Below are 25,671 nucleotides of genomic sequence, written 5' to 3'. Positions count from 1 at the left end.
CTTGCAAGATGCAACTTAATAGATTGCATAATGCAAGTGGGAAGGGCGGTCAACGTTCCATCAGCAGGCGCTGGCGCTCGAACCGTTCGCGGCGGTCGAGCCGTTCCTGAAATTCCCGCTGCTCCTGCTGGCGCCGGTCCGACTCCAGCAGCGGGCTGCGTGGCGCGGTCGGATCGGGCGTGCCGGGGCGAAGGATGGGATCGCGCTGACTGTCGGGCGTGCGCAGCGTATCGGGCAGGGCGGGGCGGTCGGGCAGCCGTTCAATAGTGTCTGGCCGTGAAGGGTCGCGCGACTGGCGCTGTTCCAGCAGATCATAGATCAGCCTGCGCCGGTCGCTTTGCGCCTGGGCATCTGTCAGGGCCGAACTGGCTGCAAGCAGGCCCGCAACCGTCAGCAGGAAGGTAAATTTGACCATATCAGCCATGTGGGGCTGTTGCCCGCTGCCGCCAAGCAGGAGATGGATCATCAACGCTTTGCACCTCCGCGTTCGGAGGCTTGATCGGATGCTTGACAGGGGGCGCATCGCCAGCCTATACGCATGCCCTCGCAAACGGGCGGGCGGAGGCCCATCTGATTGGCGAGGCCGCACTGCGGCGGGGTAGCTCAGTTGGTTAGAGCAGAGGAATCATAATCCTTGTGTCGGGGGTTCGAGTCCCTCCCTCGCTACCATTAATCTGAATGACTTCAGCGATTACCGGCGCCCGGGAAACTGGGCGCCGGTTTTCGTTTGGGCCGGTAATTACGCTCCGCCATGGCGGTGGGCGCGGTTATGGTCCATGCTGGCTGTCCGGTTGTGTGTCGGAGGATTCAAGCCACAGATGTGCGGTCGCTTCGCCCAGACACTGGCGCCCGAGGCCATGCGCCGGCTGTTCAAGGCCACGGGCGATTATGCGCCCTGGCAGCCGCGCTATAATGTGGCGCCGCAGACCGATATCCCGGTGATCCGTGCCGCCGGGCGGGAGGGTGGCCGCCAGCTGACATCCATGCGCTGGGGGCTGATCCCGCACTGGGCGAAAGACCCGGCCATTGCGGCGAACCTGATCAACGCCCGGGCGGAAACCGTCGCCGAGAAGCCCTCCTTCCGGGACAGCTTCGCGGAACGGCGCTGCCTGGTGCCGGTCAGCGCCTATTACGAATGGCGCAAGATGGCCAGCGGCAAGCAGCCCTATGCCATCCGGCTGAAGGACGAGCCGGGTTTCGCCATCGCCGGCATCTGGTCGGCCTGGCAAGCACCGGAGGGCGAGACCCTGCTCACCGTCTGCCTGATCACCACCGCGGCGAATTCGCTGCTGGCGCCGATCCATGACCGCATGCCGGTGATCGTCTCGCCGGTGCATCACGATCTCTGGCTGCATGGGCCCAGGGAAGCGGCCCAGCATCTGCTAGTGCCCTTTCCGGCGGAGCGGATGGAGGCCTGGCCGGTCTCGCGTCGCGTCGGCAACCCGCGCAATGAAGGGGAGGGGCTGCTGGAACGCCTGCCGCCCCGCCGGGCGCAGCCTTCCCTGATCTCCTGATATCTTTGAGGCCATGATGACACACACCCCTCACCAGCCGCCTGCAGATGCCGCGCAACGGCGCGCCGTGCCGCTCACAATCTGCTACGAGGTTGACCGGTTGCCGCCGTTTGACCGCGCCTTCTACGAGCAGGTGCGGCAGGACATGGCGCTTGTGGAGGAAGTCGTGGTGCCGCCGCGTGACGCCGCCACCTTCACCGTGCCGGCGGGGCACCTGTTCCGCATCGTCAGCATTGAGGGGCCGCAGGTCGGCGACCTGAATTTGTGGAACGCGAACGACCTGTCGGAGCGCTTCTTCAGCGGCAAGACGCGCCAACTGCACGCCACCCATGTGACCACCGGCGACCGGCTGTGGAGCAATATGCCGTTCCTGCGCCCGTTGGCGACGATCACCCGCGATACGCTGGACTGGTATGGCTGGGATGACGATGGCGGCGGCGTGCATGACGTGATCGGCACACGCTGCGATCCCTATACGAACTGCCTGCTGACCGGCGGCGAATACCATCATTGCTGCCATTCCAACCTGACGCGGGCGCTGGCGGCAGAACGCGGGCTGACGCTGGAGGCGGCGGAGGCGCATGTGCATGACGTGCTGAACGTGTTCATGTGCACCGGCTTCACCCGTGATACCCACCAGTATTTCATGAAGGCCAGCCCGGTGCGGCCCGGCGACTATCTGGAGATGTTCGCGGAGATCGACCTGCTGGGCGCGCTCTCGGCCTGTCCGGGCGGCGATTGCGGCAACCAGCATTCCAGCGACAGTGCCGCCTGCTATCCGCTGAAGGTGGAAATCTATGCGCCGCGGCCCGGTGCGCTGGACGGCTGGACGACCTTTGCGCGCAACGGCTATTCGCGCCGTCACGGCCTCTGATCACTCCTCCAGGCTGGTATAATCCGCCGCCTGCGTCAGGTGCCGGCGCAGCAGCGCCTCCGCCCAGGCGAGGTCGCCTCCGGCCAGCGCATCCATGATCGCCAGATGCTCGCGGCAGGATTGCTCGATCCGGGCCCGAGCCATGCCGGTGAATTCGGCATATTCGCGCATGCGCCTGAGGTTGTTCTGGTGCCGGATCGCCTGCTGGAAATAGCGGTTGCCGGAAAATTCGGCGATCATTTCGTGGAACGCCGTGTTGGTCTGGAACCAGTGTTCGGAGGTCACGCTCTCCGGCCGGGCCATGATCTCCTCATGCTGCCGGCGCATGGTTTCCAGCCTGACGCGGTCCACGGCGAAGTGCCGGGCGCGCAGCGCGCCGCATTCCACGACGATGCGGAATTCGTAGGAATCCTCATAGGCGCGGTCATTCTCCAGCATCTCCACGAAGCCCCAGCCATGGCCGCGCAGCCGCTCGATCAGCCCTTCGCCGGTCAGCCGCGCCAGCACCCTGGCCAGCAGCGCGCGGGAGACGCCATAGCGCTCCGCCAGCTCCGCCTCGGTCACCTCATGGCCGATATGGCCCAGCGCCCGGTCGCGCAGCATTCGGTCATGGATGACCGACAGGCGGGATTCCGGAATTTCCTGTGCCGCCTCGCCCGGCTCCGGCAGGCGTGCGACCAGGAAGCCGCGCCCCTTTTCCGAACGCAGGAAGCCCTGCGCTTCCAGGAACTGCATGGCGGTGCGCACCGGCGAACGGGAGACCGACAGCTCCTTTGCCACGCGCTGTTCAGGCAGGCGGGAGCCCGGCGCCGGCCGCTGTTCGGCCAGCATGGCCAGGATGCGCCCGGCGATCTCCGCCTGCAGGTCACTGCGCGGCGCGCCGCCCGTACCTGCCGGCACTGTGTCTGCTCCGGCTTCCGTCATGCGCGATTCCTGTTTGTATAATTTAATTTCATAGTTCGTTTTTATCTCTAATAGCGCTGGACTTTGTGTTTTTTATGCAATCAAAATACACAAAACCGTCATTCAGGATAATCCCCCATGAGCTATGAGCCTTTCCCCCTGATCGAGATTTCCGGCACTCCCCTGGCGCGCGGCCGCTCCTACGGCGCGCAGGCCACGGAGAGAATCCATAAGGGGGCCGGGCACTATGTCGAGCAGATTCGCAAGATGGGGCTGACGCAGGAGGATATGGGCCGGCTGATCGCCGCCTTCCTGCCGACGGTTAAGGATTTCGATCCGGCCTATGCCGAGGAGATGGCGGGGATCGCCGAGGGTGCCAAGATCGACCTTGAGGCGATCCTGCTGCTGAACTGCCGCACCGAGATATTGCAGCTCGCCCGCCGCCATGCCGGCCTGCTGGACGAGCCGGATGGCTGCACCGGGGCGGTGATCCTGCCGGAAGCCAGCCTGAATGGCGAGCTGATCCATGGCCAGAACTGGGACTGGAAGGCGGAATGCGCGGAGACCGCCGTGGTGCTGCGCGTGCGGCGTGACAACGGGCCGGATCTGATGACCTTCACCGAGGCGGGCGCGCTGGGCCGTGCCGGCTTCAACGCCACCGGCGTCGCGATCACCGCCAATTATCTGGAATCCGACCGCGACTACACGCAGGAAGGCATCCCGCTGCCGCTGATCCGCCGCAAGGTGCTGGAGTGCGAGCATTTCGCCGATGCCATCCGCATCGTCGCCTGCACGCCGAAATCGGCCTCCAACAACATGATCATCAGCGCCCGCGACGGCTTCGCCATCGACATCGAATGCGCGCCGGACGAGGCCTTCACCATCCGGCCGGAGAACGGGCTGATCGTCCATGCCAACCACTGGAACAGCGCCGTCGCGCTGTCCAAGCTGAAGGATGCCGGCACGCTCAGCACGCCGGAGAGCCATTACCGCGACTGGCGCGTGCGCCAGCATCTGGAGAAGAAGCTGGGCAAGCTGACCGTGGACGATCTGCGCGAGGCCTTCTTCGACGATTTCCTGACGCCCTATTCGGTGTGCCGCCCGCCGCGCCCGTCGCATGCCGGCAACATCAGCTCGACCGTGGCGATGATCCTGATGCGTCCGGCGGCCGGCATCATGGAAGTGGCGCCGATGCCCGCGCGGAACCGGGAATTCACCACCTACACGCTGGAGACACGGGCGCGCAAGGGACTGCCCGACACCCGCGAGGCGGCCGAGTAAGAGCCGCGCGGACCGATACAGAATAATCCTCGAACAGGCAGGAGCTGGGACATGACATATGCGAAAGGTTTGACGGGTTTTGCCCTCGCGCTGGCGGTTGCCGGGGTGGCAGGTGCGGCGCAGGCCGAAACCTCGGTGAAGGTGGCGCTGAACGCCGATATCCGGTCGACATATCCGGGCGTGAACCGTGATGCCAACACCGACGGCGTGGTGCACCACATCGTCGAGGGGCTGGTCGCCTTCAGGGAGAACAGCGAGGTTGCCCCGCTGCTGGCCGAAAAGGTCGATCTGTCCGCCGACGGGCTGACCTACAGCTTCACCCTGCGCAAGGGGGTGAAGTTCCACAATGGCGCGCCGCTGACCGCCGACGATGTGTTGTTCACCTGGTCCAAATACATGGACAAGGACACCAAGTGGCGCTGCTTCTCCGACTTCTCCAAGGGCATCAGCAAGGTGGCCAATGTGGCGAAGAAGGACGACATGACCGTCACCTTCACGCTTGAACAGCCCAGTGCCCTGTTCCTGGGGCAGATGGCGCGCATCGATTGCGGCGGCACTGGCATCCTGCACAAGGACAGCTTCGCCGCCGATGGCAGCTTCGACAAGCCGGTCGGCACCGGCCCCTACAAGCTGGCCGAATGGAAGAAGGGCGAATATGTCGAGCTGGAGAAGTTCGCCGGCTACAGCCCGCGCACTGAGAAGCGCGACGGCTATGCGGGCGAACGTGTCGCCCATATCGACAAGGTGCGCTTCGTCGTCATCCCCGACGGTTCTGCCGCCAAGGCGGCCCTGCTCAGCGGCTCCGTCGAAGTGCTGCCGGACCTAGATGTCAGCCATCTGAAGGAGATGAAGGCCGCCAAGGGTGTCGTGGTCGATACCGCGACCACCATGGGCCTCAGCGCCTTCCTACTGCAGACCAAGGACCCTGTCTTCGCCGATGTGCGCATGCGCAAGGCGCTGGCGCACGCCATCGACATGGCGGCCATCGTTGATGCGGTGACGCTGGGCACGGCCAAGCCGAACCATTCGCCGGTGCCGGTGGTCAGCGCCTATTACGGCAAGCCGCAGGGCGAGCCGGTGAAGTACGATCCGGCGCTGGCGAAGAAGCTGGCCGCCGAGGCCGGCTACAAGGGCGAGCCGATCAAGATGGTCACCAACAAGCGCTATGCCGCCTCCTTCGATTCGGCGGTGTTCGCGCAGGCGATGGCCAAGGATGCCGGCATCAATATCGAGCTGGAAGTGATCGAGTGGGCGACCCAGCTGGATATGTACCTGAAGGGCAATTACCAGATGATGTCCTTCCTGTATTCGGCGCGCCTCGACCCGTCGCTCAGCTTCGACATGTTCTCCGGCCCGAAGGAGACCCAGCCGCGCAAGGTGTGGGATAATCCGGAAGCGCAGAAGCTGATCGAGAAGTCGATGGCGATCTCCGACAAGGCCGAGCGGCAGAAGCTGTTCGACACGCTGGAAGGCATGTTCCGCGCCGACCTGCCGATGCTGGTGCTGTATAATGGCTCCGACATCGCGGCCTATTCGGACAAGCTGGAGGGCTACAAATCCTGGATGGCCGGCCAGCCGCGCCTCTGGGGCGTGAAGGTGAAGGGCTGATAAAGCCACCTCACGCATAGCCAGCTTCCGAAGACGAGAGCGGAACCGCCATGCTGCGTTATCTGATCGGCCGGCTGCTGACCACGATTCCGACGCTGCTGCTGGTTTCGCTCTCCGTCTTCGTGCTGATCCGGCTGGTGCCGGGCGATCCCATTGCGTTGATGCTGGGCGATGCCGCCGACGAGGCGACGGTGCGCGACATCCGCGAGGCCTATGGGCTGGAGGAGCCGATCTACATCCAGTTCGGCCTGTGGCTGCTGAAGGCGGTTTCCGGCGATCTCGGCCAATCGATCTCCAACAATGCCGCGGTGATGCCGCTGATCCTCGACCGGTTTCAGGTCAGTGCCGCCATCGTGCTGATCGCTGTCGTTGTCGCTGCCGCGATCTCCGTGCCGCTCGGCATGGTCGCGGCCTGGCGGCAGAACCGGCTGACCGACGTGCTGATCATCGCCGGTGCCACGCTGCTGCTCTCCCTGCCCAGCTTCTGGCTCGGCCTTCTGCTGCTGCTGCTGTTCGGACTGAAACTCGGCTGGGTGCCGGTCATCGGCTATGTCTCTTTCGCCGAGGACTGGGCGGCGGCCCTTGCCTATATCGCGCTGCCGACGCTGACCCTGATCCTGATCGAGATCGGCGTGCTGACCCGCATGGCGCGTGCCAGCACGGTGGAGGTGCTGCGCCTGGAATACATCACCCATGCCCGCGCCAAGGGCGTGTCGGAAGGGGCGGTGCTGCTGCGCCATGCGCTGCCCAATGCCTTTGCGCCGACCTGGACGCTGATCGGCCTGGTGCTGGGCAATCTGCTGGGCGGCATCGCGGTGGTGGAGACGGTGTTCACCCTGCCGGGGCTGGGCCGGCTGCTGGTCGATGCGATCTTCGCCCGGGACTATCCGGTGATCCAGGGCTGCATGCTGTTCACCGCCGTCATCTATGTGGTGGTGAACCTGATCGTTGATCTCTGCTACCCGCTGTTCGACCCGAGGGTGATGTCAGAATGATCGCCACCCTGTTCAGCTTCCGGAACAAGCGCGCCAATGCGCTGATCGGCGGCGCGCTGATGGCCGTCATTCTGGGGGCGGCGGCGCTGGCGCTGGTCTGGACGCCGTTCGATCCATTGGGCATCAATCTGCGTGCCCGCTTCGCGCCGCCATCGCCCGTCCACCTGTTCGGCGCCGACGAGTTCGGCCGCGACGTGCTGAGCCGGGCCATGGCCGGGGCGCTCAGCAGCACCTCGATCTCCTTCCTCACCGTCTCCTTCGCGGTGATCTGCGGCACCGCCATCGGTGTCGTCACCGGCTATGTACGGGGCTGGACCGACCGCGCGATCATGACGGTGAACGACACACTGCTGGCCTTTCCCGGCATGCTGCTGGCGCTGGGGCTGATGGCGGTGATCGGGCCGAACCGCTACGGCATCATCCTCGCACTCGGCATCGCCTATACGCCGTCGGTCGTGCGCGTGGTGCGCGGCACGGTGATGTCGATCCGCGAGCGCGAATATGTCGAGGCGTCGCGCGTGCTGGGCAATGGCGAGATCTACACCATGGTCCGCCATGTGCTGCCCAACGCCATCGCCCCCATCGCGGTGCTGGCGACCAGCATGTTCGGCTGGGTGATCCTGTCGGAAAGCGCGCTGTCCTTTCTCGGCCTCGGCGTGCCGCCGCCGGCGCCGACCTGGGGCAACATGCTGGCGGGCGCGCGGCCCTATCTGCAGAGCGCGCCATGGCTCGGCATCGCGCCCGGCCTGTGCATCGCGGTCACGCTGCTGGGCATCAATCTGCTGGGCGACGCGCTGCGCGACCGGCTCGACCCCCGGATGGCGCAATGACGGACAGCGTTCTTCAGATATCCAACCTGAGGATCGGCGTACCAGACGGGCCGCTGGTCGTCGATGACGTGTCCTTCTCGGTCGGCGCCGGGGAGGTGGTGGCCGTGGTCGGCGAATCCGGCAGCGGCAAGACCATGGTGGCGCGCTCCGTGCTGGGGCTGCTGCCGCCGGGGCTGGTGCGCCAGTCGGGCGGTATCGCCTTCGCTGGCGAGGCCATCGAGGATGCGCCCTGGAACCGCCTGCGGCAGCTGCGCGGCGGCGAGATCGGCATGGTGTTCCAGGAACCGATGGTGTCGCTGAACCCGGCTTTGCGCATCGGCGCGCAGATGGAGGAGGGGTTGCGCATCCACCGCCCCGGCATGGGCCGGGCGGAACGCCGCAAACTGTGCGCCGACATGCTGCGCAGGGTTGGCATCGAGGATGCGGAACGCTGCCTGCAGGCCTTCCCGCACGAATTTTCCGGCGGCATGCGCCAGCGCATGATGCTGGCCTCGGTCATGATGCTGAAGCCGCGCCTGCTGGTCGCCGACGAGCCGACCACGGCGCTGGACAGCCTGACCCAGCGCGAGGTGCTGGACCTGATGGTCGAGCTGACGCGCGAGACCAGCACGGCGGTCATGCTGATCACCCATGATCTCGGCGTGGTGGCGCGCTATGCCCAGCGCTGCGTGGTGCTGGAAAAGGGGCGGCTGGTGGAAACCGGCCCGACCGCGCAGGTGATCGGCGCGCCGCGCGAACCCTATACCAGGCGGCTGGTCGAGGCGATCCCGCGGCCGCGCCCGCGTGACGGCGAAGGCCGGATCGGCGGCCCGGTGCTGGCCGTCGAGAAGCTGCAGGTCACCTTCCGGCGGCGCGGCGGGCTGTTCCAGCGCGCCACCGACATGCAGGCGGTGAAGGGCGTCGATCTGACGCTGCGCGCAGGCGAAATGGTGGCCGTGGTTGGCGGCAGCGGCTCGGGCAAGACGACGCTGGGACGGGCCATCCTGCGGCTGGTGCAGCCGTCTGGTGGCAGCATCCGCTTCAAGGGCATGCCGTTGGAGAAGGCGGACCGTCACGGCATGCACACATTCCGCATGGCCTGCCAGCTGATCTCGCAGGACCCCTATTCCTCGCTCGATCCGCGCATGCGCGTCGGCGATATCGTCGGCGAGCCGCTGCGTCTGCTGGACGGGCTGGATGAGGCGGCGCGGCGCCAGCGCATCGAGGCGGCGCTGGACGAGGTCGGGCTCGACGGCTTCGGGAGGCGCTTCCCGCACCAGCTGTCCGGGGGGCAGCGCCAGCGCGTCGCGATCGCCCGCGCGCTCATCCGCCGGCCGGAGCTGGTGATTGCCGACGAGCCGATCAGCGCGCTCGACATGACGATCCAGAAACAGATCCTCGACCTGCTGGAAAACCTGCAGCGCAGCCACGGCTTCTGCTGCCTGTTCATCAGCCATGACCTGGCCGCCGTGCGGCAGATCGCCAACCGGGTGATCGTCATGCAGGAAGGCCGCATCGTGGAGCAGGGCGAGACCGAGGCGGTGTTCGAACGCTCCGGCCATCCCTACACCAGGGCGCTGCTCGCAGCCTCCCCCGCGCTGGCACTCAGTCGCAGTGCTGAGCAGCTAATTTACGCCGGGCGTCATCCAGACTGACGTGTCGGGGTTATTTCCGATAAGGTGTTGGTCGCCCGTCGTGCCGCCATCGGCGTGCGTGGTGTCCGGGGGAGCGCGAAGGGAACCATGCTGAAACCGTTTGCCGATCATGAGGCCGCGCTGGCCGCGTGCGCGCGGGGCGATGCCGCCGCGCTGCGCGCACTGTATGACGCGGAGGCCGGCAGGATGTTCGGGCTGGCCCTGCGGCTGGTCCGGCGGCGCGATGTCGCGCAGGATGTGGTGCAGGATGCTTTCGTCATGATCTGGCGCAATGCCAATCGGTTCGACCCGGCCCGGGGGCCGGCGCGCGCCTGGATGTTCGCCATCCTGCGCTATCGCGCGCTGAGCGCACTGCGCAGGACCGGGCGTGAGGTCGAACTGGATGAGGAGGCCGCCGAAGCAGTGCCGGACGAGTCGCCCGATCCATTGGCATCGGTTGCGCTGATGCAGGAATCGGCGGCGCTGCGGCGCTGTCTGGAGGGGCTGGACGAGCCACGCCGTAAGCCGGTGGTGCTGTCCTTTCTCGACGGGCTGACGCATGGCGAAATCGCCGAGCGGCTGAAGGCGCCCCTGGGGACGATCAAGAGCCGCATCCGCCTGGCCCTGCGTGACCTGCAGGAGTGCCTGCAATCATGATTCCGCCCGACATCACGGACAATCCGCCGGAACGCCGGGCGCTGATCGGCGAATATGTGCTGGGCCTGCTCGACGAGGCGGATTCGGCGGCGATCCGCCAGCTGATCGAGACCGATGCGGCGGCGGAACGCGACTATCTGTTCTGGCACCAGCATTTCCTGGCGCTTGCCGATACGGTGCCGACGCAGCAGCTCCCCGCCAGTGTCTGGTCACGCATCGAACAGGAAACCGGCCTGGCTGCCCGCAAGGCAGAAACGTCCCGGTCCGGCTGGCTCTGGAGCATTTTCGCTCAATGGCGTGGCGTGGCTACCGGCGCTGCATTAGGCGCCGTGGCAATGGCGCTGCTGGCGCTCTTCACACCGGTGTTTGACCGGGCGCCGCCCGCCGCTGGCTATGTCGCCGTGTTGCAGCAGCCGGGCGAGAGCGCCGCCCCCGGCTGGATCGTGCGGATTGCCGCCGATGGAAGGCTCACATTGTCGCCGCTGGTCGAGACGGCTGTGCCGGCTGACCGGTCGGTGCAGTTCTGGACGCTGGTGGACCCGGCGCAGGGGCCGCGCTCGCTCGGCCTCGTGCAGCCCGGCCAGAGTGTTGATCTGCCGGCCGAGCGCATCGGGCCGGTGATTCCCGGCCAGCTTTTCGAGTTGACGCTGGAACCGCCGGGCGGCTCGCCGGGCAGCCGGCCGACCGGGCCGGTGCTGTTCATCGGCCGCGCGGTCCAGGTGGCGTCGAACTAAATTTTTTTCATCCCATCGTCATCCAGACGCGGGGCTGGCGGGTACTCCCTGTGCAGGCCGTGCTGCCAGCCCCTTCATTGTGGGATGGGCGGCACGGTACGGGATGGAGACGGGCGGATCGGCCCCCTGATCCGCCCTCTCTCCCGGTTCTGCATGGAATTGAACCGATAATGGGAGTCCCGATCATGAAGAAGCTTACCCTCGGCCTTCTCGCCACCGCCGTCCTGCTGTCCAGTACCGCCATCGCCAGCGCCGCCAGCATCGTGGCGCTGACCAAGGATGGTTCGCTCGTCAGCCTGGATACAGAGTCGCGCATGGCGATGAAGACAGTGAAGGTCAGCGGCACCAGTGCCGCCTTGTTCGGCATCGATGTGCGTCCGGCCAACGGCCTGCTTTATGGCGTCGATATCACCGGCGCGATCTATGTGATCGATGGCGAGACCGGTGCCGCCAAGATGGTGTCGAAGCTGGACAAGAGCTTTCCGGCCGACGGCAAGGCCACGGTCGATTTCAATCCGGCTGCCGACCGCCTGCGTCTGATGTCGAGCGACGGCACCAATTTCCGCGTGAATGTGGATACCGGCGCGGTGGTGGTCGATGGCTCGACCGCCTATGCCAAGGACGGCCCGATGATGGGCAAGAAGGCGATGGTCGTGGCCGGCGCCTACACCAACTCGGTCAATCCGAAGCCGGAGAAGACCGCGCTCTACACCATCAACCCGGACAGCGACATGCTGTATCTGCAGAGCCCGCCGAATGACGGTGTGCAGCAGCCGGTCGGCAAGTTGGGCGCGGATATCGGTCCGGACATCGGCTTCGACATCATGGCCGATGGCAAAGGCGGGAACATGGGTGTGCTCTACGCCATGGACGCGCTGCATACGGTCGATCTGAAGACCGGTGCGGTGACCACGCTGGGCAATGTTACGGGCGTGACCGGTCCGCTGGTCGATTTTGCCTTTGTTCCGGGCATGTAAGGCGAAACCTCTCTTTGAGGGTAGGCGGGCCGGTCCTTCGGGGCCGGCCCGTTTTCCTGTCGATGACCATTGCCGCCTTTCAACTGCCGGACTGCCTGTCAACCAGTGTGACAAATCTGCCGGAGTGCAAAAGTCTTTCGGTTTGCCAGCGGACTAGCGCTTGAAATTTCCCTTCTGTCATGTAATGCGAATGACTCTTAGTGTAATTCGCATGGATGCCGGGGTCGGTGCCCGTGCGGGGGTCATGAAAACCGGAAGGGGAAAGACGATGCACAGGCGTTTCGCAGATATGGGGCTGCGCACCGCGCTGATGGGGGGTACCGCGCTGCTGCTGTGCCTGGCGCTGCCGCAGGCGGGCTTCGCGCAGGACAAGAAGCCGGACGCGGAGAAGACCGAGAAGAAGGACGACAAGTCCGTCGAGCTGCGGCCGATCGATATCGAGGCGCTGCGCAGCATCACCTCCTACGAGGCGACGGAAGGCTATGTCTCCTACTTCTCCGTGGCGGCGACCAAGACCGATACGCCGGCCATCGAGACGCCGCAGTCGGTCTCGACCATCGGCCGCCAGGAGATGGAAGATCGCGGCGTGAAGACGATGGCGGAGGCGGTGCGCTACATGCCGGGCGTGACCGTCGATAATTACGGCGTCGATCCGCGCGGCTATGATTCCATCACCATCCGCGGCTTCTATTCCTCGACCACCGGGTCGTTCCGCGACGGGCTGCGCATGGACGGCAACGCCTTTGCCGCCTATACGACGGAGCCCTACGCCATCGAGCGTATCGACGTCATGCGCGGCCCCAGCGGCGCGCTGTACGGCCAGGCCGAGGCCGGCGGCGTCGTGGACCGCACCACCAAGCGCCCGAATGCCGACATGCGCCAGGAAATCAGGGTCGAGGCGGGCAGCTGGGACCATTTCCAGGGCGCCTTCGACCTGGGCGGCAAGGCGAATGAGGATGGCAGCCTGCTGTTCCGGCTGACTGGCCTGGCCCGCGAGTCGAACACTGAGTTCGATTATAATGACGGCACCTCGCAGGATAATAACCGCCTGTTCATCGCGCCGTCGCTGACCTGGAAGGGCGATGATACCGAGATCACCTTCCTGGCCGACTATATGAAGGATTCGCGCTCGCCGCTGTTCAATACCTTCGCCAACGAGACGGTCGGCCGGACCGGCGTTGTGGCCGGCGAGCCGGGCTTCGACCAGTTCCATCAGGAACAGTTCTCCATCGGCTATGCGCTGTCGCACCGCTTCGACGAGACCTTCACCTTCCGCCAGAACGCTCGCTATTTCGAGGTGAAGGTGGATTACCAGACGGTGTCGCCGAACGGGCTTTCCGCCGACAACCGTACGCTGAACCGCTATGTCTGGGCGGCCCCTGACGATCTGGCGCAGGCCGCGATCGACAATCAGCTGGAGGCGCGCTTCGACCTGTCGGGCATGCGCCACACCATGCTGTTCGGCTTCGACTACAGCCGCAGCGTGGATCGGTTCGACTACTATTCCGGTGCCGCCTCCTCGCTGGACCTGCTCAATCCGGTCTATACCGGTGCCGCCCTGCCGGATGCCCCCTACCTGTCGAACGAGCAGACCCTGACGCAGACCGGTGTCTATATCCAGGACCAGGTGAAGCTGGATCAGTGGGTTCTGACGCTGGGCGGCCGCTACAGCTGGGTCGATATGGATACTGACGACCTGCTGACCAACACCACCCAGTCCTTCGAGGACAGCGCCTTTACCGGCCGCGTCGGCCTGACCTACCTGTTCGAGAATGGCCTGGCACCCTATGCCAGCTTCATCCAGGGCTTCACGCCTCGGCAGGGTACCGACCTGTACGGCCAGCCGTTCGAGCCCGAGGATTCGACGCAGTACGAAATCGGCGTGAAATACCAGCCCGCCGACTATAACGCGCTGTTCACCGCCTCGGTCTATCACCTGACCAAGACCAATGTGCAGACCCGCGATCCGGCGGACATCAACAACACGCTGCAGACCGGCGAGATCGAGGTGCGCGGCCTGGAGCTGGAAGCCAAGGCTGGCCTGTTCCGCGGGCTGGACCTGACGGCGGCCTATGCCTATACGGATGCCGAGGTCACGGAGAGCAATGACGGCAATGTCGGGCTGAGCCCGGTGCTGATCCCCGAGCACACCGCCTCGCTGTGGGCCGTGTACAGCCTGCAGCAGCCGGAACTGCGCGGCCTGCGCGTCGGCGGTGGCCTGCGCTATGTCGGCAGCGCCTACAATGACACGCTGAACAATTCGAAGAATCCGGATTATCTGCTGGTCGATGCGCTGGTCAGCTATGCCTTCAACGAGAACATGACCTTCGACCTGAAGGCCTCCAACCTGCTGGATGAGGAATACACCACGACCTGCGCCTTCGGCGCCTGCTATTACGGGCCGGGTCGCTGGGTGACCGCCGGCATGACCTATCGCTGGTAGGGCTCTAGCCCTCGATGTCGGCCGCGATGCGCAATTCCCGCAAGGGGCGCACGCGGTCGATGGAGCGCTGGTAGAGCGGGTCTTCCTTGTAGCGATCCAGTGTCGCCTGGTCCGGGAACTCGCCATAGACCACCAGATCGACCTCGTTGCCGAACAGGTCGCGGCGCAGATTGCGCTTCACTTCCAGCAGGGACGGGTAGGGGCTCTGCGTCAGCAGTTTCAGCCCCTCCTCGACCTCGTCCAGCTGCGCCGGGTCCTTCACGGAAAAGAACACGATGTGCCGGATCATTCTGCCGGTGCTCCTCAGGCGGCGTTGCGCTGTGCGTCGTGAAGATGGCACTCGACGCTGCTGCCGTCCACCGACAGCGGCCGCGGGGCGACCTGCCGGCAGACATCCATCACCTTCGGGCAGCGCGTATGGAAGGTGCAGCCGGACGGCGGGTTGATCGGGTTGGGGAAGGTCGCGCCCAGCTGTGCGTCCGGCACGCCCTTGCCCGGCTCCGGCGTCAGCACGGAGGCCAGCAGCGCCTCGGTATAGGGATGCTTGGGCGCGCGGAACAGCGTGTCGGTATCCGACTGCTCCACGATGCGGCCCAGATACATGACCGCGACCGAGGTCGCCATATGCTCCACCACCGCCAGATTGTGGCTGATCAGCACATAGGTCAGCCCCAGCTCGCCGCGCAGATCCTGCAGCAGGTTCAGGATCTGCGACTGCACAGAGACGTCGAGCGCCGAGGTCGGCTCGTCGCAGATCACCACTTCGGGCTGCATGACCAGCGCGCGGGCGATGGCGACGCGCTGGCGCTGGCCGCCCGACAGCTGGTTGGGGTAGCTGTCATAGACCCGCTTCGGCAGGCCGCACAGATCCATCATGCGCTCGACCTTGCCGCGCCATTCCGACGGATCGCCGACGCCATGCACGCTGAGCGGCAGGGTGATGATAGTGCCGATGGTCTTGCGCGGGTTCAGCGAGGAATAGGGGTCCTGGAAGATCGGCTGGATGCGCCGCGCGATCTGCTTGCGGGTGAAGGCGGTGGTTGCCTGCCCGTCGATCCGCACATCGCCGGAGGTCGGCGCCTGCAGGCCCAGCAGGATGCGCGCGAAGGTGGACTTGCCGCAGCCGGATTCGCCGACCAGCCCCAGCACATCGCCCTTGTTCACCTTCAGCGAGACGCCATTCACCGCATGCAGCGGCTTCTTCGGCTTGAACATGCCCTGGCGCACCTGGAAGGTGCAGTGCAGGTCACGGGTTTCCAGGACGGGAGGTATGGCCGAAGTCGTGGTGGCGGTCATCACGCGACCTCCTTCGCGTTCTCTATGCATTGCTCGGCGCTCAGCAGGCAGCGATAGCCGCGCCCGGGCGCGATCTCGGTCAGGGGAACGTCCACGCGGGTGCAATCCTCGAAGGCATAGCCGCAGCGGTTGCGGAAGGCGCAGCCCTGGATGTCGCCGATCAGCGACGGCACGATGCCGGGGATCGATCCCAGATGCGCGCCGCGCTGGGTCTTGCCGGGCACTGGAATGCAGCGCAGCAGCCCTTGCGTATAGGGATGCATCGGGTTCTCGAACACCTCGTTCACCGTGCCGCTCTCGACGATCTGGCCGGCATACATGACCGCGACCTTGTCGGCGACGCGGGCGACGATGCCAAGATCGTGGGTGATCAGGATCATGCCCATGCCGAACTCCTTCTGGAGTTCGATCATCAGGTGCAGAATCTGCGCCTGGATGGTGACGTCCAGCGCCGTGGTCGGCTCGTCCGCCAGGATCAGCTCCGGCCCGCACATCAGCGCCATGGCGATCATCACACGCTGGCGCAACCCGCCGGACAGCTGGTGCGGATATTGGCCTAGCCGGCTGGCCGCCGCGGTGATGCCGACCTTCTCCAGCAGGTGGATGGCGCGGTCCCGCGCCTCCTTGCGGGAGACCTTGCGGTGGCGCAGCAGCGCCTCCTCCAGCTGGTTGCCGATGGTGTAGGCCGGGTTCAGGCTGGTCATCGGCTCCTGGAAGATCATCGCCATCCGGTCGCCCCGGATGTCCGACATTTGCGACTGGCCGACGCGCGACAGGTCGATGCCGTCGAAGGCCAGCTTGTCGGCGCTGCGGATCGCCTTGGGCGGCAGCAGATCCATGATCGACAGCGAGGTCAGCGACTTGCCGCAGCCGGATTCGCCGACGATGCACAGAGTCTCGCCGCGTTCCACCTGGAAGCTGATGCCGCGCACGGCATGCAGCGTGCCGGCGGCCAGCGGGATATCGACGCGGAGGTTCTCGACTTCGAGAAGAGCGGCCATCGGGTCAGCTCCGGTTTTCGGGGGCGGTCACGTCGCGCACACCATCACCCAGCAGGTTGATGGCCAGCAGCAGCGCGAACAGGCAGACGCCGGGAATGGTGATGAGCCAGGCCTCGAACAGCAGGTAATCCTTGCCTTCCGAGATCATCAGACCCCAGGAGGGCAGGGGCGGCTGAACGCCAAGGCCGAGGAAGCTGAGCGCGGCTTCCAGCAGCACGGCGTGGGCGACTTCCAGCGTCGCCACCACGATCAGCGGGTTCATCACATTGGGCAGGATTTCCGAGACCAGGATGCGCCAGGTCGAACAGCCGGCTGCCGAGGCGGCGGCGACATAATCCAGCGAGCGCACCTGCATGGTGGCGCTGCGCATGACCACCGCATAGCGGTCCCACAGCAGCACGCCCAGTACGGTGACCACGATGGTCAGCGAATTGCCGAGCATGGCGACCACGGCCAGCGACACCAGGATGACCGGCATCGACAGCCGGCAGGTGATCAGGAAGGTGACGACCAGATCGACGCGTCCGCCGAAATAGCCGGCGGCGACGCCCATCACCGTGCCGATGATTCCGGAGATCAGCGCCGTGGCGAAGCCGATGAACAGCGAGATCTGCGCGCCGTACATGAGGCGGGAGAGATAGTCGCGGCCCAGCCCGTCGGTGCCCAGCGGATGTTCCCAGCTGCCGGCATCGGTCCAGACCGGCGGCACCAGCCGGTTGCCAAGACTCTGCGCGTAGGGATCGTGCGGCGCCAGCAGCGGGGCCAGCAGCGCCACCAGCAGGATGAAGCCCAGGATGACGGCGCCGATCATAACGCCGCGATGGCCGAGGATACGCTTGCGCAGCCGCTGACCCGGGGTGGGGCCGACAATGTCCTCGGCGGCGGGAATGGTGATTGCTGCCATCGGTCAGCCTACGCGGATACGGGGGTCGAGCCAGGCGTTCAGCAGGTCAGCCAGGAACGTCAGCACGATATAGATGAGGGAGAACACCAGCAGGATCGCCTGCACCGTCGGCAGGTCGTAGCGGCGGATCGATTCCCAGGCGAGGTAGCCGGTGCCATGCAGGGCGAAGATGGTCTCCACCACGATGGAGCCGCCCAGCATGAAGCCCAGCTGCACGGCGGACAGGCTGACCACCGGGATGATCGCATTGCGCAGCGCATGCTTGAACAGCACGGTGCGCGGCTTCAGACCCTTGGCGCGGGCGGTACGGATATAGTCCGCGCCCAGCACTTCCAGCATGCCGGTGCGCGTCAGGCGCATGATCGCCGGCGTGGCGTAATAGCCCAGCACGATGGTCGGCATGATGAAATGCACCCAGCTTTCCGAGCCAGAGGGCGGCAGCAGCGGGTACATGAAGGAGAACACCATGATCAGCAGCAGCGCGAACCAGAAGCTGGGCAGCGCCTGACCCATCACTGACATGGTGAGCGCCAGCCGGTCGATCATGCTGTTGGGATAGCGCGCGGCCAGCACGCCCAGCGGGATCGACAGGATGATGGCGAACAGGATGGCCGACAGCCCCAGCCCCAGCGTCACCGGCAGCCGCTCGAAGATGAGGTGGGTCACCGGCACCTTGAAATAGAAGCTGGTGCCGAAATCGCCCTGCAGCGCGCGCCCGACCCAGGCGAAATACTGTTCGTGGATGGGCCGGTCGAAACCGTACTGCACGCGGATTGCCTGGATCGCGGCGTCGTCGGCGCTCTCGCCGGCAATGGTCGTCGCCGGGTCGCCGGACAGGAACAGCAGTCCGAAGCTAATGAGGGAGATCGTCAGTGCCACAAGCAGCGCCACGATCAGCCTTTTTGCGGTGTAAATCAGCATGTGCCGGGGTAATGCCCTATCTGAAATCGATCCGGGCGGCATGACCGGCATGCCGCCCGGAACTTAGTCTATAGCGGATAGCCGCCGGTTACTTCCAGGAAGCCGTCCAGAACCGCGGGATTTCATCGGCCGTCGGCTTGAAGTCGAGGTCGTTCGAGATCGCGTAGTTCGTGGTGTAGGTCCAGGTCGGCACCCAGTAGGCTTGGGCGGCGATCTTCTGCAAGGCCTTCTTGTACAGCTCCTTGCGCTTCTCCTGGTCCAGCGTGGAGCGCGCAGCCTGCAGCCAGCCCTGCACTTCCTCGTCCTTGGACATGTCGTCCGGCAGGCCGCCGAAGAACACCGGCAGGATGGCGTCCACATCGGGGATCGAGTTGGAGCCCCAGGTCAGGCTGGCGATCGGCACTTCACCCTTGCGCAGCGCGTCGCGGGTCGCGGCGTACTGGCCATAGCGCAGCTCCGCCTTGATGCCGACGGCGGCGAGGTCGGACATCATCGCCTCGTTCTGCGCCCGGTCACGATAGGCGTAGAAGGCGGTGGTGAAGCCGTTCGGATAGCCGGCCTCGGCCAGCAGCTGCTTCGCCTTGGCCGGATCGTACGGGTACTTCTGCACATCGTCGGTGCAGCCGAACTGCTCCGGATAGCAGGCCGAGTGGATGACCTGGGACGAGCCGCGCACCAGGTTCTTCACGATGCCTTCCAGATTGATGGCGTGGTTGATCGCCTGGCGCACCTTCAGCTTGCGCAGCGGCGAATCTTCCGGCCCGCCGACGGCGTTCAGGTGCAGGTAGCCGACGCGCATCGTGTTGGCGTTGATGACCTGCACGCGGCCGGTCTTCTCCAGACGGTCGGCCTGGTCCTGCGCCACACGCCAGATCCAGTCGAGACGCCCGCTGGCCAGCTCGACCACCTGGGTGTTCATCTCCGGGATCGTGCGCTGCACGATCTTCTTGATCTTCGCCTTGCCCTTCGGGCTGTCGTAATAATCCGCGAAGGCCTCGAACTCCAGGCGCTTGCCCGGATCGACCGAGGTGATCTTGTACGGGCCGGTGCCGACCGGCTTCAGGCCCATGCCCTCAGGCCCGACTTCCTCATAGTACTTCTGCGGATAGATGCCGATCTCGACCATGTAGAGCAGGATCAGCGGGTTGGTGCTCTTGGCCGTGATCCGGACCTTGTTGTCGCCAACCTTCTCGGCCTTTTCGATCCAGCTGGTGTAGTTGCGGTTCAGGATGCCGTTATCGGGCCGGGCCAGGTAATTATAGGTATAGACCACATCGTCGGCGGTCAGCGTCGCGCCATTGTGGAACTTCACGCCCTTGCGGATTTCGACCTCGATGGTCTTGTCGTCCACGATGTTCCAGGAGGAGGCGATCAGCGGCTTGAACTCGCCGGAGGCCGGGTCGCGCCAGACCAGCCCGTCCCAGACGTGATGGGCGATGATGACGCCGTTACGCGAGGTATCGAAATACATGTTCACATTCGGCACCTCGACATCCCAGGCGATGTTGAGGGTGTCGTCGGCCTTACCTGCCTGGGCCGACGGTGCCGCCAGGCAGAGCGCAATGGCGGCCGTGCCGGCCAGCGCCCAAAGCTTCGTGCGAGCAAACCGTCTCATTGTTAAACGGACCTCCTGATTGTTCCGTGGTCGTGAAATATCTTTACTTATAAGAGGCTTAGGCCTTCTTATTAATGTGCGGCGGATGCTGAAGTTGTAATCTTCTGCGACAAGCCAGGAACGCAGCCTAGTCGGCACGGCGGGGGAACGCCAGTACATATTGGCTCATTTTCCTCACCGGTCGGGCATGGCAGAGTGTCGCGCACGCATGCCGGAACCGGCGATAACGATAAAGAAAAGGACAGGGATGAAACCGCTCGCAGGGATCAGGATACTCGACCTCAGCAAGGTGATCGCCGGGCCGCTGTGCGGCCAGTATCTGGGCGATCTGGGGGCTGAAGTGGTGAAGGTGGAGCCAGTCGGCAGCGGCGACGATACGCGTGGCTGGTCGCCTCAGGAAAAGGGCCAGTCGGCGCTGTTCCTCGCCTTCAACCACAACAAGCGCAGCATCGCCCTCGACCTGAAAAGCGATGAGGGGCGGAAGATCGTCCATGACCTGGCACAGCGCGCCGATGTCGTGCTGCAGGGCTTTGGCGGCGGCACGGCGGCGAAGCTGGGTGTCGATTACGAAACGCTGTCGGCGATCAACCCGCGGCTGATCTATTGCGAGATTTCCGGCTATGGCCGTGACGGGCCGATGGGCAAGACGCCAGGCTATGACGTCATGCTTCAGGCCTTCTCCGGCATGATCTCGACCATGGGCGACCCGGACGGGCCCTATGCGCGGGCCAGCTTCTCCCCGGTCGACCAGGCCACCGGTATGCACGCGCTGAGCGGCGTTCTGGCCGCTCTGCTGGAGCGGCAGCGCACCGGCAAGGGCGTGTATCTGGAAGTCTCCCTGCTCGACAGCGCGATGGGGCTGATGGGGTATCTGGCGCAGAATTACTGGCGCTCAGGAAAGCTGCCGGAGCGCATGGGCACCGGCCATCCCTCGCTTGCCCCCTATCAGGCATTCGAGGCGTCTGACGGGGCGCTGATGGTCGGCGTCGGTAATGATGCGCAGTGGCGGCGGCTCTGCGCGTTGCTGGGGCTGGAGGAACAGGCCGATCATCCCGACTTTGCGACGAACGCGGCGCGGGTGCGCAATTTCGACCGCACCGTGGCGCTGGTGCAGGAGAAGGTGAGGGCGCAGCCCGCCGCGCACTGGCTGGCCGTCCTGTCGGAGGCCGGGCTTCCCTGCGCGCCGATCCACACGCTGGATCAGGCGCTGGAGCACCCGCAGCTGTCGGCGCGCGGCCTGCTGGCGGACAGCGAGCATCCGGTGCTGGGGCCGATCCGCACCATCGGCTATCCGGTACGCTTCGAGGGAGAGGCGCGCAAGGCCAGCCGCACGCCGCCGCTGCTGGGCCAGCACACGGCGGAGATATTGCGCGAGCTGGGCTATGACGAGGCCGCCATTGTGGCGCTCGCCGAGGCTGGACATGTCGGCACGATGACCAGGGAAGGGGAACCGGCATGACCGATACGGAGTTCGATCCCGCCGCGCATCAGGTGACGGAGCTGCGCTGGTTCGAGGATTTCCGTGTGGGCGAGCGTTATTGCCTGCCCAGCCGCACGGTCACGGAATCCAACTTCGCCGCCTTCCAGATCGTGTCCGGCGACAATCACCCGATCCATTACGATGTGGAATATTGCCGTGCGCATGGGCTGCCCGGCATGCTGGCGCACGGGCTGCAGGTGGTGTGCTTCACGGCGGCGGGGGCAGGGCGCTTTCCGCATGAGGTGTCGCAGTCGCTGATCGCCTTCCTGGACCATTCCTCGCGCTTCCTGAAGCCGGTGTTCCTGGGCGACACGCTCTATCCGGCGCTGGAGATCGCCGAATTGACGCCGCAACGCACCACCGGCGTCATCGCCATGCGCTCCACCATCCACAACCAGCGCCGGGAGCTGGTGCTGGACGGCCAGCACCGCTACCTCGTCCGCAAGCGCCAGCCCGCCACATAAGGGCTCAGGCGTACAGCGTGCCCTCGGCGACGATCACCGCATCGCCGCCGATCTCCGCCGAGACCAGCGCACCCGTTTCGACGACCAGCTGCAGGTCGATCAGGCTAGGCCGGCCCATCTCGTAGCCCTGCTCGATGACGATATCGTGCGTGCCGTCGCCCGGCTTCTCGAACTGCATCAGGGCGCCAGCGAAGGAGGCGGCGGCGGAGCCGGTGGCCGGGTCTTCCGCCACGCCGAGCCCCGGCGCGAACATGCGGGCATGGAAGCGCGAGCCGGCCTCCACCGTCTCGGCGGTGTAGAGGTAGACGGCGGGGTGGTCGCTGTCGCCGAATGCCTCCTCGAAGGCGGCACCGGGCCGTGCCCGCCCGATGGCATCCAGCGTGGCGACCGGCACCATGTCGAACCTGACGCCCGCCGACATCCGGCTGGGCACATGCTGGCCGAATCCGATCTCTGAAGGCTGGAGCCCCAGCGCGCGGGCGGCCTTCTCCACGCTCACACCCTCACCCCAGCTCTGCGGCAGGCGGGGCAGGCGGAAGCGCGCACGGCCCTGCCGTTCGCCCTTCGGCTCGGCGACGCAGGGCACTATGCCGATCTTCTCTTCCAGCCCGAAGGCTTCCGCGCTGGCGCCCTTCGCCTTGTCCAGCAGCGCCAGCAGCACCGCCGTGCCGACCGTCGGATGGCCGGCGAAGGGCAGTTCCCGTCCCGGCGTGAAGATGCGGACGGCGGCGCGGTGGCGGCTGTCCGCCGGGGGCAGCACGAACACCGTCTCCGACAGGTTGAATTCCCGGGCGATCGCCTGCATTTCCCTGTCGTCCAGCCCATCGGCATCCAGCACCACGGCCAGCGGATTGCCGGCCAGCGGGCGGTTGGCGAAGACATCGAGGATGGTGTAGCGGCGCTGTGCGACCATGGCGGGTCTCCCGGTTGCGTTTCGGCAGGAGGCTAGGTGCGCAGCGGAGGAATCTCAAGCAACAGCTTGTCACCGCTACATTTTCTCCAAATGCGACAGTTTAACGCAATGTTAGCGAGTCGCAGCGATACTGCTATTCGGACAGCCGAACGGGTTCGCATGACCATGAAATACATACCGGGCAATCTTGGTTCGACGGAGTCGGACACGATGCTGTGCGTTTATGATTCGCTGCAGGATGAGGGCATGGTGATCGCCGATCCGGCGACTGCCGCCGACCCGGACCTGAAGGTGTTGTTCGAATATTGGAAGCGCTTGCGCCGTCCCAATGGCGATGCGCATTACATCGATCTCGATTTCACGACATTGCCGCGCCGCCTGCTGCCCTGGATATACCTGCTTCAGGTCGAGCGCGGAGAAGATATCCGCCTGAAGGTACGCACCATCGGCGAGCTGGTGACCCAGAGCATCGGTATCGAACTGCGCGGTCGTTATCTGGACGAGGTGAAGGGGGCCGAGGAGACCTGCCGCCGCATGCGCTTCTGTGTGGAGCGCAAGCTGCCCTACCGCATCCGCAACACCGCTAAATGGGACGATGTCACCGTCACCAGCTACGAGGCCCTTGTGCTACCGCTGTGCAGTGAGGACGGGCAGGTCGAATATGTGCTGACCGTGGCAAAGTACGATCATGTCGAGCCGGTGGCGGTCTGCGATTCCAGCCTGTCCGCGCTCAATGCGCCGATGAACCTGCCGCGCTTCACCTCAAGCATCCTGGATGAGGGATTCGCCTACTGGGACCGTATTCGCGGCGACCGCCGCATGCCGCGCTTTGCCGATATCGATGCGGTCGATATCCCGAAGCTGCTGCCGCATGCGCTGGTGCTGGAAGTGGAGCCAGACCCGCTGGACTTCCGCTACCGGCTGATCGGCGAGCATGTCGGCACCTTCGTGCGCAAGGGGCTGAAGGGGCGCAGCTTCCGGGAATTCGACGAGAAGAAGCCCGGCAACATGATCTTCGATACGCTGGCGTCGGTCGTCTATGGCAAGCTGCCGCGCTTTGGCCGGTCATCCTATGCCGGCGAGAATCCGAAGATGCAGATGTTCCAGGAGATATTGCTGCCGCTGTCGGATGACGGGGAGACTGTTAACCGCATCCTGATCTTCGCGGAATTCCGCGATAAGCGCTTCAAGGCCAGATAGCGTAGACATAGGCCGCATAGCCGGCGGCGAGAACCGCACCTTCCCAGCGCGCGATCCGCAGGCCTGACCAGGCGAACAGCACCAGCAGCAAAGAGACGGCGATCATCACCAGATTGTCGAAGCTGACGATCTCTGCCGGCACGGTTCCGGGGGCGATCAGCGCCGTTGCGCCGCCAATGCCCAGAATATTGTAGATGTTCGATCCGACGATGTTGCCGAAGGCGACATCGCCCTGGCGCCGGATCGCGGCAAGAACAGACGTCACGAATTCCGGCAGCGACGTGCCCACGGCAACGATGGTCAGTCCGATCACCGTGTCGGATATTCCCCAGGACTGGGCGAGCGTGACCGCGCCGCTGACCAGGAAATTACCCCCCAGGACGACCAGGACGAGGCCGGCGAGAGCAATCGCCAGCGGCAGGAAAAGCTGCCGGCCTAACCCGGCATTGCCGGCCGGTACCGTGCCGGGGTCAGCCTGCTGCAACGCTTCGCTCTTGTCGTACACCGCGCCATGGCCTTCTCCGTGACCTGCCCCGTTTCCGGCGGCCGTTGCCCGGCGTTCCTGCCGGAAAGCGGTGTAGACATAGGCCATGAGCGCGGCAATGAAGGCCACGCCGACGACCCGGCCGAGCGGCATCACAGCGGCCAGCGCGGCAAATCCCAACGCTACGGCGACCATCACCATCGCATCGCGTTTCAGCGCGGCGGAGGTGACGACAATCGGAAACAGGACAGCGGATGCGCCGACGATCAGCAGGATGTTGGCGATGTTCGAGCCGACGATGTTGCCGTAGGCGATGCCGGGCGACCCGATCAGGGCCGCCTGTACGGAGGTGACAAGTTCCGGCGTCGATGTCCCGAATCCGACCAGCGTGAGGCCGATCACCAGCGGGGAGACGCCAAGATTGCCGGCGACCTGAACAGCCCCGCGGACCAGCAGGTCGCCGCCCGCCACAAGTAGGATCAAGCCACCCAGAAGCGGCAGCCAGGTATCGAACATTTCTGCCTCGGGGAAATCTTACTGGGCGATGTCGGTATAGCCGCGCTCGATGGCGCGCTCCATCGCCTCGAAAGCGCGCATCAGCTCCTCATAGGCCTCGCGGGCCTGGCGCAGTTCCTGGATTTCCGAAGGGTTTGGCCGGCCGGCACCACCGGCAAAGGTCAGCGCCTTGGCCAGGTAATCGGCGCGCAATTCCGCCACCCGTGTCGCCAGCCGCAGGAAATTCTGCTGGTTGAGGTTCTGCACCTTCTTGTGGATGACCTCGCGGTTGGCCGCGAACACCGACATCTCGATGCCTTCCATGAAGCGCATCAGTTTCAGGCGGGCTTCCTTGTCCAGCATGTCGCGCGACATCAGGTGATCAACCTTTTCTCCGATATTGACCCGCGTGATCTTCGGCATCCGATCTCTCCCGAGCCGGTGTTCACCTATCGTATAAGTATAACCG

At 65.1% G+C, this 25,671-nt stretch carries 25 protein-coding genes and 1 tRNA gene; 15 read left to right on the top strand and 11 right to left on the bottom strand.

Annotation, left to right across the window (positions count from 1 at the left end):
- Positions 1-49: 49 nt before the first annotated feature.
- A complete protein-coding gene (locus tag P24_RS00810; RefSeq protein ID WP_156816125.1) occupies positions 50-424 on the bottom strand; it encodes a hypothetical protein in 375 nt (124 codons plus the stop codon).
- Between the two features lie 168 nt (positions 425-592).
- Here P24_RS00810 and P24_RS00805 point away from each other — a divergent pair.
- The 3 genes from P24_RS00805 (at position 593) to P24_RS00795 (ending at position 2,388) form a co-directional block, all read left to right on the top strand.
- Positions 593-669: transfer RNA gene (locus P24_RS00805), tRNA-Met, on the top strand.
- A gap of 149 nt (positions 670-818) precedes the next feature.
- Positions 819-1,514, top strand: a complete 696-nt coding sequence (locus tag P24_RS00800; RefSeq protein ID WP_008942779.1) for an SOS response-associated peptidase — start codon at positions 819-821, stop codon at positions 1,512-1,514.
- 13 nt (positions 1,515-1,527) lie between these two features.
- Positions 1,528-2,388: an urea carboxylase-associated family protein gene (locus P24_RS00795; RefSeq protein WP_040706041.1), complete on the top strand. Its 861-nt coding sequence runs from the start codon at positions 1,528-1,530 to the stop codon at positions 2,386-2,388.
- Here the strand turns inward: P24_RS00795 and P24_RS00790 are convergent, their stop codons facing one another.
- Positions 2,389-3,312: a GntR family transcriptional regulator gene (locus tag P24_RS00790; protein WP_008942777.1), complete on the bottom strand. Its 924-nt coding sequence runs from the start codon at positions 3,310-3,312 to the stop codon at positions 2,389-2,391.
- 117 nt (positions 3,313-3,429) lie between these two features.
- Between P24_RS00790 and P24_RS00785 the strand changes: the two genes are divergently transcribed.
- From P24_RS00785 to P24_RS00745, 9 genes are all read left to right on the top strand, one after another.
- Complete coding sequence (locus P24_RS00785) at positions 3,430-4,572, top strand: C45 family autoproteolytic acyltransferase/hydolase (RefSeq protein ID WP_008942776.1); 1,143 nt, start codon at positions 3,430-3,432, stop codon at positions 4,570-4,572.
- A 51-nt stretch (positions 4,573-4,623) separates the two neighbouring features.
- A complete protein-coding gene (locus P24_RS00780; protein ID WP_008942775.1) occupies positions 4,624-6,180 on the top strand; it encodes an ABC transporter substrate-binding protein in 1,557 nt (518 codons plus the stop codon).
- A gap of 50 nt (positions 6,181-6,230) precedes the next feature.
- A complete protein-coding gene (locus P24_RS00775) occupies positions 6,231-7,175 on the top strand; it encodes an ABC transporter permease (RefSeq protein WP_008942774.1) in 945 nt (314 codons plus the stop codon).
- Entirely contained in the window at positions 7,172-8,005 is an 834-nt protein-coding gene (locus tag P24_RS00770; RefSeq protein WP_008942773.1) for an ABC transporter permease, read from the top strand. The genes P24_RS00775 and P24_RS00770 overlap by 4 nt, the downstream gene beginning before the upstream one ends.
- Positions 8,002-9,639 (top strand): dipeptide ABC transporter ATP-binding protein, encoded by a 1,638-nt coding sequence (locus tag P24_RS00765; protein ID WP_008942772.1) that lies wholly within the window; start codon positions 8,002-8,004, stop codon positions 9,637-9,639. Before P24_RS00770 ends, P24_RS00765 begins: the two co-directional genes overlap by 4 nt.
- A gap of 87 nt (positions 9,640-9,726) precedes the next feature.
- Complete coding sequence (locus tag P24_RS00760; protein WP_008942771.1) at positions 9,727-10,275, top strand: sigma-70 family RNA polymerase sigma factor; 549 nt, start codon at positions 9,727-9,729, stop codon at positions 10,273-10,275.
- Positions 10,272-11,009: an anti-sigma factor gene (locus P24_RS00755; RefSeq protein WP_008942770.1), complete on the top strand. Its 738-nt coding sequence runs from the start codon at positions 10,272-10,274 to the stop codon at positions 11,007-11,009. The genes P24_RS00760 and P24_RS00755 overlap by 4 nt, the downstream gene beginning before the upstream one ends.
- Positions 11,010-11,194: 185 nt before the next feature.
- The gene (locus tag P24_RS00750; protein WP_008942769.1) at positions 11,195-11,986 is read left to right on the top strand and encodes a DUF4394 domain-containing protein; all 792 of its coding nucleotides are present in this window, start codon (positions 11,195-11,197) and stop codon (positions 11,984-11,986) included.
- A 268-nt stretch (positions 11,987-12,254) separates the two neighbouring features.
- Positions 12,255-14,429, top strand: a complete 2,175-nt coding sequence (locus P24_RS00745; RefSeq protein ID WP_156816123.1) for a TonB-dependent siderophore receptor — start codon at positions 12,255-12,257, stop codon at positions 14,427-14,429.
- Positions 14,430-14,433: 4 nt separating this feature from the next.
- Here P24_RS00745 and P24_RS00740 read toward each other — a convergent pair whose 3' ends face one another.
- The 6 genes from P24_RS00740 to P24_RS00715 all read right to left on the bottom strand — a co-directional run bounded on the left by P24_RS00740 (position 14,434) and on the right by P24_RS00715 (position 20,166).
- Positions 14,434-14,718 carry a Dabb family protein gene (locus P24_RS00740; protein WP_008942767.1) on the bottom strand — a complete coding sequence of 95 codons (285 nt, stop codon included), beginning with the start codon at positions 14,716-14,718 and terminating at the stop codon, positions 14,434-14,436.
- 14 nt (positions 14,719-14,732) lie between these two features.
- The gene (locus P24_RS00735) at positions 14,733-15,725 is read right to left on the bottom strand and encodes an ABC transporter ATP-binding protein (protein WP_008942766.1); all 993 of its coding nucleotides are present in this window, start codon (positions 15,723-15,725) and stop codon (positions 14,733-14,735) included.
- Positions 15,725-16,726, bottom strand: coding sequence for an ABC transporter ATP-binding protein (locus P24_RS00730; protein WP_008942765.1), 1,002 nt, complete (start codon positions 16,724-16,726; stop codon positions 15,725-15,727). The genes P24_RS00735 and P24_RS00730 overlap by 1 nt, the downstream gene beginning before the upstream one ends.
- Positions 16,727-16,730: 4 nt before the next feature.
- Positions 16,731-17,630 carry an ABC transporter permease gene (locus P24_RS00725; protein ID WP_008942764.1) on the bottom strand — a complete coding sequence of 300 codons (900 nt, stop codon included), beginning with the start codon at positions 17,628-17,630 and terminating at the stop codon, positions 16,731-16,733.
- A 3-nt stretch (positions 17,631-17,633) separates the two neighbouring features.
- Positions 17,634-18,551 (bottom strand): ABC transporter permease, encoded by a 918-nt coding sequence (locus P24_RS00720; protein ID WP_008942763.1) that lies wholly within the window; start codon positions 18,549-18,551, stop codon positions 17,634-17,636.
- Positions 18,552-18,639: 88 nt separating this feature from the next.
- The gene (locus P24_RS00715; protein WP_008942762.1) at positions 18,640-20,166 is read right to left on the bottom strand and encodes an ABC transporter substrate-binding protein; all 1,527 of its coding nucleotides are present in this window, start codon (positions 20,164-20,166) and stop codon (positions 18,640-18,642) included.
- 247 nt (positions 20,167-20,413) lie between these two features.
- Between P24_RS00715 and P24_RS00710 the strand changes: the two genes are divergently transcribed.
- Together P24_RS00710 and P24_RS00705 are read left to right on the top strand one after the other, a co-directional pair.
- A complete protein-coding gene (locus tag P24_RS00710; protein ID WP_008942761.1) occupies positions 20,414-21,625 on the top strand; it encodes a CaiB/BaiF CoA transferase family protein in 1,212 nt (403 codons plus the stop codon).
- Positions 21,622-22,110 (top strand): MaoC family dehydratase, encoded by a 489-nt coding sequence (locus P24_RS00705; RefSeq protein WP_008942760.1) that lies wholly within the window; start codon positions 21,622-21,624, stop codon positions 22,108-22,110. The genes P24_RS00710 and P24_RS00705 overlap by 4 nt, the downstream gene beginning before the upstream one ends.
- A gap of 4 nt (positions 22,111-22,114) precedes the next feature.
- Here P24_RS00705 and P24_RS00700 read toward each other — a convergent pair whose 3' ends face one another.
- Complete coding sequence (locus tag P24_RS00700) at positions 22,115-23,023, bottom strand: PhzF family phenazine biosynthesis protein (protein WP_008942759.1); 909 nt, start codon at positions 23,021-23,023, stop codon at positions 22,115-22,117.
- A 159-nt stretch (positions 23,024-23,182) separates the two neighbouring features.
- On the opposite strand from P24_RS00700, the gene P24_RS19960 reads away from it, so the two are divergent.
- Entirely contained in the window at positions 23,183-24,223 is a 1,041-nt protein-coding gene (locus P24_RS19960) for a PAS domain-containing protein (protein WP_008942758.1), read from the top strand.
- Here the strand turns inward: P24_RS19960 and P24_RS00690 are convergent.
- Positions 24,210-25,223 carry a calcium/sodium antiporter gene (locus P24_RS00690; RefSeq protein WP_008942757.1) on the bottom strand — a complete coding sequence of 338 codons (1,014 nt, stop codon included), beginning with the start codon at positions 25,221-25,223 and terminating at the stop codon, positions 24,210-24,212. The two genes, P24_RS19960 and P24_RS00690, sit on opposite strands and share 14 nt — an antisense overlap.
- 18 nt (positions 25,224-25,241) lie before the next feature.
- The gene (locus tag P24_RS00685; protein WP_008942756.1) at positions 25,242-25,625 is read right to left on the bottom strand and encodes a hypothetical protein; all 384 of its coding nucleotides are present in this window, start codon (positions 25,623-25,625) and stop codon (positions 25,242-25,244) included.
- Positions 25,626-25,671 lie beyond the last annotated feature (46 nt).

Origin of the sequence: Oceanibaculum indicum P24 (assembly GCF_000299935.1) — a bacterium.
In the GTDB taxonomy this organism is placed as follows: Bacteria; Pseudomonadota; Alphaproteobacteria; order Oceanibaculales; family Oceanibaculaceae; genus Oceanibaculum; species Oceanibaculum indicum.
This window is presented reverse-complemented; position numbering and strand designations above follow the sequence as displayed.